Annotated in this window: 7 protein-coding genes; 6 read left to right on the top strand and 1 reads right to left on the bottom strand. The window is 51.5% G+C overall.

The annotated features are described in order from the left end of the window. The first annotated feature begins 165 nt into the window (after positions 1-165). The 3 genes from dnaE (at position 166) to ACR9Y8_RS29225 (ending at position 5,371) form a co-directional block, all read left to right on the top strand. Positions 166-3,804: a DNA polymerase III subunit alpha gene (gene dnaE, locus ACR9Y8_RS29235; protein ID WP_481216848.1), complete on the top strand. Its 3,639-nt coding sequence runs from the start codon at positions 166-168 to the stop codon at positions 3,802-3,804. Positions 3,805-3,902: 98 nt separating this feature from the next. Next, positions 3,903-4,220 carry a thioredoxin gene (trxA, locus tag ACR9Y8_RS29230; RefSeq protein WP_029464568.1) on the top strand — a complete coding sequence of 106 codons (318 nt, stop codon included), beginning with the start codon at positions 3,903-3,905 and terminating at the stop codon, positions 4,218-4,220. An 89-nt stretch (positions 4,221-4,309) separates the two neighbouring features. Continuing rightward, a complete protein-coding gene (locus ACR9Y8_RS29225) occupies positions 4,310-5,371 on the top strand; it encodes a class I fructose-bisphosphate aldolase (RefSeq protein ID WP_481216847.1) in 1,062 nt (353 codons plus the stop codon). Positions 5,372-5,378: 7 nt separating this feature from the next. Here ACR9Y8_RS29225 and ACR9Y8_RS29220 read toward each other — a convergent pair whose 3' ends face one another. Continuing rightward, the gene (locus ACR9Y8_RS29220; protein WP_481216846.1) at positions 5,379-9,275 is read right to left on the bottom strand and encodes a T9SS type B sorting domain-containing protein; all 3,897 of its coding nucleotides are present in this window, start codon (positions 9,273-9,275) and stop codon (positions 5,379-5,381) included. 189 nt (positions 9,276-9,464) lie between these two features. Between ACR9Y8_RS29220 and ACR9Y8_RS29215 the strand changes: the two genes are divergently transcribed. The 3 genes from ACR9Y8_RS29215 (at position 9,465) to mqnE (ending at position 14,553) form a co-directional block, all read left to right on the top strand. Continuing rightward, on the top strand, positions 9,465-11,099 hold the full coding sequence (locus ACR9Y8_RS29215) for a NupC/NupG family nucleoside CNT transporter (RefSeq protein ID WP_481216845.1): 1,635 nt from the start codon (positions 9,465-9,467) through the stop codon (positions 11,097-11,099). Between the two features lie 143 nt (positions 11,100-11,242). Then, positions 11,243-13,402: a M43 family zinc metalloprotease gene (locus ACR9Y8_RS29210; protein WP_481216844.1), complete on the top strand. Its 2,160-nt coding sequence runs from the start codon at positions 11,243-11,245 to the stop codon at positions 13,400-13,402. Beyond that, on the top strand, positions 13,399-14,553 hold the full coding sequence (mqnE, locus tag ACR9Y8_RS29205) for an aminofutalosine synthase MqnE (protein WP_481216843.1): 1,155 nt from the start codon (positions 13,399-13,401) through the stop codon (positions 14,551-14,553). Before ACR9Y8_RS29210 ends, mqnE begins: the two co-directional genes overlap by 4 nt. The last annotated feature ends 44 nt before the right edge of the window (positions 14,554-14,597 follow it).

Genomic DNA, 14,597 nt, shown 5'->3' with positions numbered 1-14,597 from the left:
TAGCTATTAGGCGCTGGTAGCGGTTTTGAAGGCTAAACGCACATTTGTGGAAAAAATATATGCATCTGTAAACTTTAATTGTAGGATTTTTGTGGCAGCAAGAGACAACCACCTGTTAGCCAAAAGCTAACAGCTAAAGGCTAAAAGCTAAAAGCTGAATATAAGATGCAATTCTCCCACTTACACGTACACACGCAATACTCCCTGCTGGATGGAGCGGCAGACATAAAATCACTGTACAAGAAAGCGATGGCCAACAACATGCCGGCGCTCGCTATTACTGACCATGGTAATATGTTCGGGGTGTTCTCATTTGTGGCAGAAGCATATAACAACAAGCTAAACCCGGCAGACCCGAAAGATAAACGCCTGAAAGTTAAGCCGATCGTAGGCTGTGAGTTCTACCTGGTAGAGAACCGCCATAAACGCGCTTTTACACGCGAAGAAAAAGATATCCGCTATCACCAGGTGCTGCTGGCCAAGAACGACCAGGGCTACCGCAACCTGATCAAACTCTGCTCACTGGGTTATATTGAGGGATTGTACGGTAAATATCCCCGTATAGACAAAGAACTAATCCTTCAATACCACCAGGGGCTCATCGCCACTACCTGCTGCCTGGGCGCCTCTGTGCCCAAGACCATCCTGAAAAAGGGTGAAGAGGCCGGAGAGGCGGAATTCAAATGGTGGCTGGACATCTTTGGAGAAGACTTCTACGTAGAGATGCAGCGCCATGGCATACCGGAACAGGAGAAAGTGAACGAGGTGCTGCTGCGTTTTGCCACCAAATACAATGTGAAGATTATCGCCTCCAACGATTCTCACTATGTAGACCAGGAAGACGCGAACGCACACGACATCCTGCTCTGTATCAACACCGGCGAGAAGAAGAGCACTCCTTCCATCAAGGAGTTCACCGATGATGATGTAGCCATCAAGAACAAGCGTTTCGCCTTCTACAACGACCAGTTCTATTTCAAGACGCAGGAAGAGATGACCAGGCTCTTTCATGATCTGCCCCAGGCGATAGACAATACCAACGAAATTGTAGACAAAGTAGAGCTGCTGGACCTGAAAAGGGATATCCTGCTGCCCAACTTCCCCATACCACCGGAGTTCTTTACGCAGGACCAGTACCTGCGGCACATTACTTTTGAAGGCGCCCGCCAGCGCTACGCCGAGATGACGCCCGATATTGAGGAGCGTATCAACTTCGAGCTGCAGGTGATAGAGAACATGGGTTTTGCGGGCTACTTCCTGATCGTATCGGACTTTATCAAGGCCGGGCGGGATCTCGGTGTGTTCATCGGCCCGGGCCGTGGCTCTGCGGCAGGCTCCGCCGTGGCTTACTGCATCGGCATCACCAACATCGATCCCATTAAATACAACCTCCTGTTCGAACGTTTCCTGAACCCGGAACGTAAGAGCATGCCCGATATTGATACGGACTTCGACGATGAAGGCCGTCAGAAAGTGATCGACTACGTAGTACAGAAATATGGCAAGAACCAGGTGGCCCAGATCATTACCTACGGCACCATGGCCGCCAAAATGAGTATCAAGGACGTTGCCCGTGTAATGGACCTTCCCCTGCCCGAAAGCAATGCCCTGGCCAAGCTGGTGCCGGAAAAACCGGGCATCCAGCTGGACCGGATCTTCAACGCGCCGCTGGATGGCGAAAAAGGCCTTTCCGAGAAGGAAGGCCTGGGCGGCGAAGAGCTCGAGAACGTGAAAAAGCTGCGCGAACTGATCAAAGGCGAAGACCTTGCGGGAGAAGTGCTCCGCGAAGCCTGCGTACTGGAAGGTTCCGTGCGTAACACCGGTATACATGCCGCCGGTATCATCATTGCCCCGAAAGACCTTTCTGAACTGATCCCCGTATCTACCGCCAAAGATTCTGACCTGCTGGTGACCCAGTTTGAGGGCAGCATTATCGAGAGCGCCGGGGTAATCAAGATGGACTTCCTGGGCCTGAAGACCCTCACTATTATCAAAGGCGCCCTGGAGCTGATCAAAAAGAACCATGGCGTAGAGATAGACATCGATTATATACCGCTGGACGACGCAAAGACCTATGAACTGTACCAGAAGGCCGAAACCAACGGTACGTTCCAGTTCGAGTCGCCCGGCATGCAGAAATACCTCCGCGAGCTGAAGCCTGACCGTTTTGACGATCTGATCGCGATGAACGCCTTGTACCGCCCCGGACCGCTGGAGTACATTCCTACCTTCATCCGCCGTAAGCACGGGCTGGAGCCGGTAATATACGACCTGGCCGAAATGGAGGAATACCTGAGCGATACCTATGGTATCACGGTATACCAGGAACAGGTGATGCTGCTGAGCCAGAAGCTGGCCGGCTTCTCCAAAGGGGATGCGGACATCCTGCGTAAGGCCATGGGTAAGAAGCAGAAAGCGGTGCTGGACAAAATGAAGTCGCAGTTCATGGAAGGCTGCGTGAAGAACGGCCACGATCCCAAGGTGTGCGACAAGGTATGGACCGACTGGGAAGCATTCGCCTCTTACGCCTTCAACAAATCGCACTCTACCTGTTACGCCTTTGTGGCCTACCAGACCGCTTACCTGAAAGCCCACTACCCTGCCGAGTATATGGCGGCCGTACTGAATAACGCCAGCAATATTGAAAAGATCACCTTCTTCATGGAAGAGTGTAAACGCATGGGCCTCGACGTATTACCGCCCGATGTGAATGAATCTTTCAAGGGCTTTGCCGTGAACAAGCAGGGCCAGATCCGCTTCGGCCTGGCCGGCCTGAAAGGCGTGGGAGAGAACGCTATTGAGAACCTGCTGGAAGAACGGGAACAGAACGGTCCCTATAAGAGCATTTTTGACATGATCAAACGCGTGAACCAACGCGCTGTCAATAAAAAATCACTGGAAGCCCTGGCCATGTCCGGCGCATTTGACTGCTTCCCTGCCCTGCACAGAGCCCAGTACTTCTTTAAACCGGAAAATGATAACCTCACGGGCCTGGACAAGATCATAAAGTTCGGTAACCAGGTATCTGCAGGCGCACAGTCGGTAGGCAGCCTGTTTGGCATGGATGAACTGCCTGATATAGAACCGCCCAAGATCCCCAACTGTGATCCCTGGCCGCTGATCCTGAAGCTGAACAACGAAAGGGAAGTGACCGGTATCTATATCTCCGGGCACCCCCTGGACGACTACCGCTTTGAAAGCAGGTACTACCAAATGAACGCCGTATCTGAGCTGGTAGAATACCAGGCGGAGATCACAGCCCCAGGCGGCGGTGGCAAAGGCAAAGAACGCAATTTCCGCCTGGCGGTATATGTAACCAGCGCCATAGAAAGGATCTCCCGTAATAACCGGCAGTTCGGCATCATGACGATAGAGGACCTGAGTGGCAAATTTGAGTTTGCGCTCTGGAGCGAGGACTATATCCGCTTTGCGCCTTATTTTAAATCCGGGCTCTGCCTGTATGTCAATGGCGGCTTTAAGCCCAAACGCTTTAACGAGGCGGAATACGAGTTCAAGGTGAACGGCATGCACCTGCTGCAGGAAGTAAAGAAGGGCCATACCAAAAAGATCACCCTGGTGACCATGCCCAAGTTCATTACCCGTGAAGTGGTGGATTTCCTGACCGATAATGCCATGAAATACCCGGGAGCCAGCGAGCTGTACCTGCAGCTGATAGACCGGGATAACGATCTGGCTGTCAAGCTCCACACCTTTAACCGGCATGTAGAGATGAATGACGAACTGGCGCAGTTTTTGACAAAACAGCCGGATATCGATACCTACATAGATATAAACAATAAGTAAGCTGACAGAAAAGCACTAATTTGCATCCGGATCGTTATTTGACGATAAGATAACATTGAAACGAACAAAACTCATAACACTTTAAAATATAGATCAAAATGGCTTTAGAATTCACTGATTCCAACTTCCAGACAGAAGTATTAAGCTCCGAGAAATTGAGTGTGATCGATTTCTGGGCTGAATGGTGCGGTCCCTGTCGTGCAATAGGGCCGGTAATTGAGGATCTGTCTAAGGATTATGCCGGAAAAGTAAATATAGGTAAAGTAAACGTGGACCAGAACCCTCAGCTGTCCATCAACTATGGTATCACCAGCATACCTGCCATCCTGTTCATCAAGGGCGGCCAGGTAGTTGACAAACAGGTAGGTGCTGCTCCCAGATCAGTACTGGAAAAAAAGATTCAGTCACACCTGTAATAAAGATTTTAATAACGGACAGTAAAAAGCTCCGGGGATGCAATCCCGGAGCTTTTTTTGTAACTTCCTGTTACTAAAATTGTAACTCCATGCTTGACAGTACCCTCACCCGGCATATTGCTGAAGACGATCTGCAGGACCTGCTGGACCACACCTGCAAAGCCATTCCAAAAGAACAACTGCATCTGCCCGGCCCTGATTTTTTTGAAAAGGTGTTCATGAGCAGCAACCGCTCAGCACAGGTATTGCGCAACCTGGCAGCTATCTTCCACCATGGGCGCCTGGCCGGTACCGGTTATGCTTCCATCCTGCCGGTTGACCAGGATATTGAGCACAGCGCCGGCAGCGCCTTTGGCCCTAATCCCATCTATTTTGACCCGGAGAATATACTGAAACTGGCCCTTGAAGGCGGCTGTAATGCGGTGGCCACCACTTTTGGGCACCTGGCCCTGTTCTCCAGGAAGTATGCGCACCGCATTCCCTTCATCGTGAAGATCAATCATAACGACCTGTTTGCCTATCCCACCAAATATGACCAGATCCTGTTCGGCTCCGTCAAGAATGCCTGGAACCTCGGTGCTGCCGCGGTAGGCGCTACCATTTATTTTGGCAGCCCCGAATCATCCCGGCAGATCACGGAGATCGCGATGGCTTTTGAAGAAGCACACCGGCTGGGGATGGCTACCATACTCTGGTGCTATACCCGCAACCCGGCATTTGTAAAAGACGGAAAAGATTATCATACCGCTGCCGACCTGACCGGCCAGGCAGATCACCTGGGGGCTACCATACAGGCCGACCTGGTAAAGCAAAAACTGCCTACCCTCAATGGCGGTTTTACGGCGATCAGGTTTGGTAAAACACACCCGGCTATGTACGACCAACTGACCACTGATCACCCGATAGATCTTTGCCGTTACCAGGTGCTGAACGGGTATGCCGGACGAATAGGATTGATTAATTCCGGCGGTGAATCAAAAGGAGAAAAAGATTTGACGGAAGCGCTGCGTTCTGCCATCATCAACAAACGCGCAGGCGGCACCGGTTTGATCCTGGGACGAAAAGCCTTTCAACGCCCTTTCAAAGAAGGCGTAGCCTTATTGCAGGCGGTGCAGGATGTATACCTGGATAAAAACATCAGCATCGCTTAGCTGTAAACTATCGTATCAGTGTAAACGTTCCTTTCTGTTCAAGTACCTGCGTCTCTTTTCCGAAGTAGGCATAACGCACTACATATACATAGGTGCCCATGGGCTGCAGCTGGTTTTTGAAGCTGCCGTCCCAGCCGCGGGTAACATCATCTGCCTGAAAGACCAGCTGGCCCCAGCGGTTGTATACCTGCAAGCTATATACGGACACACCTTTTGCCTTTACACGGAACAGGTCATTATTACCGTCAGCATTAGGTGAAAAAGCGGTGGGCACAAAAAGGGAACGGTCATACGAGAGATAGATGGTTACCGTATCTGCCGCTATACAATTCTGGCCGGTAAGGGTATTAACGATATAACGGGTAGGCTCCAGGGGTTGCGCCACAGGTGTTGCACAATTGGCGCAGCTCAGGCCAGTGGCCGGCGTCCAGACATAGTCAGGCGCATTTATGGCCACGAGCTGGATATGTTCTCCGATGTTAATAGTAGTATCGTTGTTCAATATCCTTAAAGGAGGAAGATCGGTATTACTGAGTGTGAGCAGCGTATCAACACTACAGCCGTGCGCATCATCCACACGTAACGTATAGTTACCGGCAGCCAGGTTATTCCAGGATTGTGTGCCGCTTAGGGTATTATTCCAGTAAACATCATAAGGCGCTGTACCTCCGCTTAAGGCAAGTGTTACACTTCCGTTGCCGCGATTACATAATTCGTTCTGCTTTTCTATATCCATCGTGACGCCTTCCGGCGCTGTAAGCCTTACCTGCTGACTGTCTATACATACACTGTTACGCGTATATACCGTGTAATCTCCTGCAGGAAGATTGCTGAAACTATTCACCGGCTGGAAGGGCTGGCCTTTCAACGCATATTCAAAAGGCGGCTGCCCTTGCAACACCTGGATGGAGATCATACCATCTGACAGATCATAACAGCTGGGCGCAGCAGCGCTGGCCGTCATGTCAAGGAACCGGGTTGGATCTGTCTGAACAGTCACCGATTGCGACACTGCACATCCAAGCTGGTCCTCTACCCTGGCTGTATAGGTAGCGGCCGGCAGATTACGGAAAACATTACTGACGGAAGGGCCGGCGGCATCCAGGTAATAACTGTATGGCTGTGCGCCGCCTGATACATTCAGGGTAATGCTACCGGTAGGATTATTACAGTCGATGGTAGTGGCGATGGGCGATAGCTGCATTACCTGGTTCATGTTCACTACAATATCGTCGGAAGCGGTGCATGCGCCATTGCTGACCTGCACGCTGTAGGTGCCGGATTGATTTACCGTGATCTGCTGCGTGGTAGCGCCATTGCTCCACTGGTAGGATCTGAAACCGGCGGGCGCATTCAATACAACGCTTGCACCGTCACAAACTGTGGTATCAGCTCCCAGGTTCACTTTCGGCGAGTCTACCACAACGATGTTCTTACAGAAAGCGCTCTGGGTGGGTAATGATTCATCTGCCAGCAGGTTAATGGTATAAGTACCCGGTTTGCTGTAGGAGAACACCGGTGGTTGCTGCTGTGTAGAAGAGGGCACGCTGGCATCGTTACAGCTGCTGAATACCAGCCTTGCCAGGGTGTTGTTATCCGCATTGGTAATAAATGCATACAGGCTGTTGCCTTCCCTGAAAAGGGTGGAGATGGAGTGCGGGAAGCTCAATGCACCAGCGGGGGTTGACAGCTTAACACCAGACAGGCCGCCAGGCAGCTGGCTGTTAAGCCCGTTCCTGAAATCTATCCTGCTGATGCTGTTATCAAAGTGATTTACTACCACTGCATACATGTTTCCGCAATCATGTAACACCGTAAGGTCTCTTGGCCCGTTCAGTACATTGTCCGGGTTACCCAGGTTGACCGCGGTAGGCGTATTGGCCAGAGAAGGACCGAAGTCCATCCTTGTCAGTGTATTGGAATACTCATTGGGAACGAACACAAACCAGTTGCCGTTATCTTCCTGGGCAAATATCCCCGTGGGGTGATCAAAGTTACCGATATTACCCAGGTTGGTGGCCACAGGCGGATTATTGAACGATGTACCAAAATCAAAACGGACAATGGTGTTGTTGTAAAAGTTGACCGTGAAACCGTACCAGTTATTGTTTTGTTTGGCAATAAAGAGATCAATGGGAAAATCCAGGTTGCCGATATTACCCCAGTTGGTTGGTACGGGCGAAGGGTTGGCCAGGGAAGCGCCAAAATCCAGTTTCATCAATGAACCCGAAGCCGGCGTGTTGCCACCGCAGACCAGGATATGCCAGCCATCCGCATCCTGAACGATCTGCAGGCTTTCGGGATATGATGGCAACGCTCCTCCAAAATTACCCATGTCAGTGGCAACGGGCGTATTCAGCAGGCTATTACCGAAATACAGCTTTACAAGACTTTGTGTATGATTAGTAAAAAAGCCGTAGAAATCATTACCTTCTTTAGCAGTGGCTATGAACACGGGCACGTCCATTGTTCCGCCGGGGTTGCCGAGATTATCCAGCCGCGGCGGATTCAAAATACCACCGGAACAGAAGTTCCAGAACCAGGTGCTGGCCCCTGTAGTGGTATTGGTAATATTGACCGGCGCGCCCACGCAAACCGTATCCGGCGCGGTAAAACCGGCGACAGATACTATGGGCTTCTCCTTTACCAGGATATTCTTACAGAAGGCGCTTTGTGTGGGCAGCCCTTCATCCGTGATCAGGTTGACGGTGTAGGTGCCCGGCGCGTTGTAAGAGAAAGCCGGCGCCTGTTGTTGTGTAGAAGAGGGTATGCTGGAATTGGTACAGCTGTTAAACGCTACCCTGGCCATGGTATTATTGTGCGCATTGACAATGAATGCGTACATGCTGTTATCCACCCGGAACAAGGTAGATATGGAATGCGGGAAATCAAGTCCCTGGGAGCCCAGTGAAGTAGCGGCAACAGTGCTGCTGATATTCCCCTGGAAATCTATTCTCACCAGGTCGTCATTCGTTTCATTCACTACCAGGCCGAAGGACTTGCCACAATCCTGTATCACACAAAGATCGCGGGGCGCCTGCAGCAGGCCGCCGGGATTAGCCAGGTTGGTAACCGCAGGCGTATTAGCCAGGGAGCTACCGAAGTCAAGGCGGTTCAGTGAATTAGCTAAGCGGTTGGTCACAAATACGTGCCAGTTGCCGCTTTCCTGTATTGCGAATATACCGGTAGGATAATCCAGGAAATTGCCGGGATTACCCAGGTTAACGGCGGTGGGGGCGTTCCGGAAATCGGCGCCGAAATCGAAACGGGTAATGGTATTGTTATAGGCATTCACCGTAAAACCGTACCACTGGTTATTCTCTTTGGTAATGAACAGATCGTGCGGGTAGCTCAGGTTGCCCAGGTTACCCCAGTCTACCGCTACCGGCGCCGGATTGGTGAGCGAAGCGCCAAAGTCCACCTTCACGATCTTTGAATCAGGTAAGGGCGAACCCACCACCAGCACATGCCATCCGTCTGCATCTTCCACTACCTGCACACCTTCCGTATTGTAAGGTATCACACCGCCAAAATTCCCCAGGTTGGTAACGGTAGGCGTGTTCAGCAGGCTGCTGCCAAAATAAAGCCGGTACAGGTTAGGACTGGATGTATTGTTGTTGGTAAAGAAGGCATAGTAATCATTCCCCTCCCGGGCTGTCGCAATGAATACCGGGGCATCCATGCCCGTTATATAACCCAGGTTGGTGATGGCGGGCGCTGTATATACGTTACCGGAGCAGAAATTCCAGTAAAAGGTGCTGGCGCCGGGGCTGGTATTGACAAGTGTAACGGGCTCATTGACAAAGACCTCTGACGGACCTGTAAAGCTGGCTTGTGCAAAAACTGGTTGGGTAAAGCGACATAGCAGGGCACAACACAATGCTACCGCAAGGGATAATCTCATTTCTGGTAAGGGTTAATGTCCTCTTGTGATCGAACGAGCGAAGCTAAGCATAGTTTTAAAATTAAACAAATATGATAAATGCTTCATTTTGTGTGATTTTTGTTGTAAAATCTCCTGCGCAGGCAACAATCAATTGTTGAATAGCGTATTTTCCATTTTATTTGCTGCTTATTTGTAATCTATCTAAATATGTCCTTTCACTTATATAACCTGCTGCGCGGGGGAATAGGCATGATCTTCCTGGTGGGCGTTTGTTTCCTGCTCAGCAATAATCGCCGGGTAATTGACTGGAAACTGGTGGGGATGGGCATCTTTGCCCAGGTGATGTTCGCCATGGGGGTGCTGAACACCCGGATAGGCGACCAACCGGTGTTCTGGCTCGCCTTTGGGCTGATCATACTGTATGTGATCGTCAATCGCCTTAAACGCATTAAAGAGAAGCCCCTGCAAGCCGACGCATTGAGTATAGTGCTGGCCGTAGTTTCACTGCTGGTGTTCTTTTTCGGGGTAGTGCGCAGCGGTGAATACCCGCTTACCAGGCTGTCTATCACCCTTAGCCTTTGCGTGATCTGGTTCCTGTTCTGGCTACTGTTCAGACGCGATAAGATAGAGGTCATCAAATGGACGATACTGGCCATTTGTGTGGTGCTCACCATCTCCGTATATGCCAAACTGTGCCCTTCAGATATTTTCCAGGTGATACTGTCGAAGGTATCCGGTTCCTTTGTAGACCTGATCAACCTGAGCCATAAAGGCACTGAATTTATATTCGGCAACCTGGCAGATCCCAGCGGTAACTGGGCATACATCTTTGCAGTACAGGTATTGCCTAATATCATCTTCTTTGCGGCGCTGTCCTCCATCCTGTACTACCTGGGCATACTGCAGAAGATCGTGTACGTATTTGCTTACCTGCTGAACAAGATGAAGATCTCCGGTGCAGAAAGCCTTTCTACCGCCGCCAATATATTCCTGGGCCAGACAGAAGCGCCGCTGATGATCCGCCCTTACCTGGAAGCCATGACCCGTTCCGAGATACTGTGTATCATGATCGGTGGTATGGCCAATACGGCCGGCAGTGTGCTGGCCGCCTATGTGGGCTTCCTGGGAGGCACTGATCCTGCGCAGCAAAACTATTTTGCCCTGCACATGCTCAGCCAGTCTATCATGAGTGCGCCCGCAGCCATCGTGGTGTCTAAGATCCTGTTCCCGCAAACGCATGGAGAGATCGTATCAAAAGAGCTGAAGGTACCCAAGGAAAAACTGGGTGATAACTTCCTGGACGCGCTTTCACTGGGTACTACAGACGGTCTGAAGCTGACCGTGAATGTGGGCGCCATGCTGCTGGTGTTCACCGCCCTGATGTACGTGGCCAATGCCCTGATGGGATGGGTAGGCGATATTACCAACCTGAATCCGCAGATCGCCAGTATTACCGGCGGACGTTATAGCGAACTGTCGCTGCAAATGATCCTGGGTTATGTATTTGCACCTGTGGCCTGGCTGATAGGCGTGGCGCAGCGGGACATCATCGCCATCGGGCAGCTGCTGGGCGAAAAGACCATCCTGAACGAATTCGTCGCATACATCACCCTTGGCAAAATGAAGGCCGCCCATGTGATCCAGGATCCTAAATCCTTACTGATAGCTACCTATGCCCTATGCGGCTTCGCGAACTTTGCATCTATTGGTATACAGATCGGCGGTATCAGCCAGCTGGCGCCTAACCAGCGCAGAAACCTGACGGAGCTGGGCGTAAAAGCGCTGATAGGCGGAACGATCGCGTGTTTGATGTGCGGGTGTATTGCGGGGGCGCTGATGTAACAGCTGTTAGCAATTAGCTGGTAGCCGCTAGTAGCTAACAGCTAGTGGCTAAAAGCTAGTCTTTCATCGATTCATAATACAGGTTTCCCGTTTTACGTTGTATCTTGTATTAAGTAGATAGTAACTTAAAAAAACAGAAACTATTGCGCACGTTTACCCTGGTATTCCTATGCTTAGTGTATCTCTTACCGGTGCAGGCCCAACGTACCTGCGCCACGGAAGAAGCTATCCGTAACAAGATCAAGGAATTCCCCTTATTACAGCTTAAGCGCGATGCCATAGAAAAACAAATGGTGTCCGGCGTTTTGCTCAGCAAACAACAACAGCTTTTCCGTATTACAGCAGGGCCTACTGTGACCATTCCGGTGGTAGTGCATATCGTACTGCCAGATCCCTCTGTTGTGACAGATGACCAGGTATATTCACAGCTGGCGGTGCTCAATGAAGATTATACCGGCGCCAACCCGGACACCAGCGCCGTACCGGCTCCCTGGAAGGCGCTGATCGGCAATTCAGGCATTAATTTCTGCCTGGCGCAGCGTACACCCGACGGAGATCCGTCTACCGGCATTGTACGTGTCAGCAGCACGCATGAGGCCTTCGATGCCAGCTTTAATTCCGCCTATGAAGTAAAATATTCCGCCAGCGGTGGTTCAGATGCCTGGGATGCCAGCCGCTATCTCAATATCTGGGTATGCGACCTTTCCCGTGGCTACCTGGGCGTAGCTACCCCGCCGGATAATACCTTCCCCGATGCAGAACAGGGCGTAGTGATCCTCTACAGCGCCTTCGGCACGGTAGGCAGCGCCGCAGGTGATTTCAAGGGAGGGCGTACATCCACCCATGAAATAGGCCACTATTTCGGATTGCGCCATATCTGGGGAGACGATGACGGTACCGGCAGCACCCCACGTTGCACCAGCGACGACGGTATTGACGATACCCCGCTGCAGGGCGCACGTACCTATAACTGCCCTACCTTTCCGAAAACAGATGCCTGCACCAGCACTTCGCCGGGCATCATGTTCATGAACTACATGGATTATACAGACGATGCGTGTATGCACCTGTTCACTGCCGACCAGGCGATCCGTATGCGCTATGTGCTGGATAATATCCGCGCTTCCTTACTGAGCTCCGACGGCTGCACACCTGTGAACATGAAAGCCAACGACGCCGCCGTGGCCACGATCAACACGCCCCTTGGACAGATCTGCGACGCCGGCTTCACGCCCAACGTAATGCTGAAAAATAAAGGCGCCCAGCCGCTGCGCAGCGCACAGATCACCTACCGTGTAGATGGCGGCGCTGTCCAGACCTATAACTGGACCGGCAACCTGCTAAGCCTGCGGCAGACCAGTATAACATTACCGGCGGGCAATACCGGTCCGGGTACACATATCATCACCGCTTACACCTCGCTGCCCAATGGCGTAGCCGACGAGGCGCCGGAGAACGATACCGCCATGGCGGAATTCCGCTACTTTACACCGGCTACCCTGCCCCTGGTACAGGGATTTGAAAGCTCCGTATTCCCGCCGGAAGGTGGCTGGGATCTCTGGAACCCGGATAGAAGCTTTACCTGGGAACTGAACCGCGACGTTGGCAGCAAGAGCAGCCAGTCTATCGTCATGCGGAACCTGGGATATGCCACCAATGGCGCGATAGATGACCTGTATTCGCCTGTGATCGATGTACAGGGTTACGACTCCGTATTCCTGTTCTTTGACGTAGCGGCGGCCGTACAAAGCGGCCCGGGCTCCTCAGAGCCCTGGGACTCCCTGCAGGTGCTGATCACTACCGACTGCGGGCAAACAATGGACAGCGTATATGGTAAATGGGGCTATAACCTGGTTACCCACGCCATTCCCACTTCCGAAGAATTTGTGCCTACCGCCGCCGAATGGCGCCGGGATTCAGTGAACCTTACCCGCTTTATCCCATCCGGGAAATTCAGGGTAGTGTTCAGGAACATTTCCAACTATGAGAACAATATCTACCTGGATAATATCAACATCATTGCCAGAGCCGATAATCCCTACCTGAAAGACCAGGGCTTTACAGTGACGCCGAACCCCACGCAGGACAAGGTACATGTTACCTTCTATGGCGCCCAGCAAGACCTGGAGGGGGTAGCCTTGTACAATACGCTTGGACAGCGCATCGCCTACCAGACCGGCGATGGCCTTGACAGCAACAACCGCATCACCTTTGATTTGGTAAATGCCCCAATTGGTGTTTACTTTGTGAAATTAATTTACAGGAACAGGGCAAAGACCGTTAAAATAATCAAAGTACAATGAGACGAACCGACCATCCTGCCGTACAAACCTTGCTGCAACAACCCAGCCTGGATACCGATCTTAAACGTATTGGAGAAAAAGTACTGGCGCAACAGCGCCTGACGCCGGAAGAAGGGCTGACCCTGTTTGAAAAGGGAGAAGCCGGCTTTGTAGGCGCACTGGCCAACCAGGTGAGAGAACGACTGCACGGGCATAAAACCTACTTCAACCGCAATTTCCATATAGAACCTACCAATGTCTGCGTTTTCGCCTGTAAGTTCTGTGCTTACTCCCGCCTGTACAAGAACCGGGAAGAAGGCTGGGAACTGAGCATAGACCAGATGCTGGACATTGTAAAACGCTATGACGGCCAACCGGTTACCGAAGTACATATCGTAGGCGGCGTACATCCCAAGATGAACATGGAGTTCTTTATGGAACTGATGCGCAAGATCAGGGCACACCGCCCGGATCTGCATATCAAGGGCTTTACCGCAGTAGAGCTGGATTACATGTTCCGCAAGGCCAAGGTAAGCACCGCAGAAGGCATGCGCCTGATGCACGAAGCCGGACTGCAATCCATGCCCGGCGGCGGCGCCGAGATCTTTGCTCCGGAAATACGCGCACAGATCTGCCATGATAAGGTAGATGCCGACGGATGGCTGGAAATACATAAAACCGCCCACCAGCTGGGCATGGTTACCAACGCTACCATGCTGTACGGCCACATTGAAAACTACAGTCACCGTATCGACCATATGGAACGCCTGCGCCAGCTGCAGGATGAGACCCACGGTTTCAACACCTTCATCCCCCTGAAGTTCCGCAATAAAGACAACGAGATGTCCAACATACCCGAATCTTCTATCGTAGAAGACCTGCGTATGTATGCCATTGCCCGTTTGTACATGGATAATTTCCCGCACCTGAAAGCCTACTGGCCGATGCTGGGAAGAAGCACCGCGCAGCTCACCCTTGCCTTTGGCGTGAATGACCTGGATGGCACCATTGACGACACCACTAAAATATATTCAATGGCCGGCGCTGAAGAGCAGCATCCTTCACTGAGCACCGCAGAACTGGCCATGCTGATCAGGCAGGCGGGCAGAAGACCGGTGGAGAGGGATACAGTGTATAATGAGATAAAAGACTATACGGAAGTTGTTGAATAAAGTTGACAGTTGTCAGTTGTTAGTTGTCAGTGATTGAAGCCATT

The sequence above is a fragment of the Chitinophaga sp. SVR4-12A genome, from assembly GCF_056754765.1.
This window is presented reverse-complemented; position numbering and strand designations above follow the sequence as displayed.

Excerpts from the sequence above, each read along its gene's own strand:
- mqnE (WP_481216843.1), top strand. The coding sequence starts at position 13,399 with ATGAGACGAACCGACCATCCTGCCGTACAAACCTTGCTGCAACAACCC.
- ACR9Y8_RS29220 (WP_481216846.1), bottom strand. The coding sequence starts at position 9,275 with ATGAGATTATCCCTTGCGGTAGCATTGTGTTGTGCCCTGCTATGTCGC.
- ACR9Y8_RS29215 (WP_481216845.1), top strand. The coding sequence starts at position 9,465 with ATGTCCTTTCACTTATATAACCTGCTGCGCGGGGGAATAGGCATGATC.
- dnaE (WP_481216848.1), top strand. The coding sequence starts at position 166 with ATGCAATTCTCCCACTTACACGTACACACGCAATACTCCCTGCTGGAT.
- trxA (WP_029464568.1), top strand. The coding sequence starts at position 3,903 with ATGGCTTTAGAATTCACTGATTCCAACTTCCAGACAGAAGTATTAAGC.
- ACR9Y8_RS29225 (WP_481216847.1), top strand. The coding sequence starts at position 4,310 with ATGCTTGACAGTACCCTCACCCGGCATATTGCTGAAGACGATCTGCAG.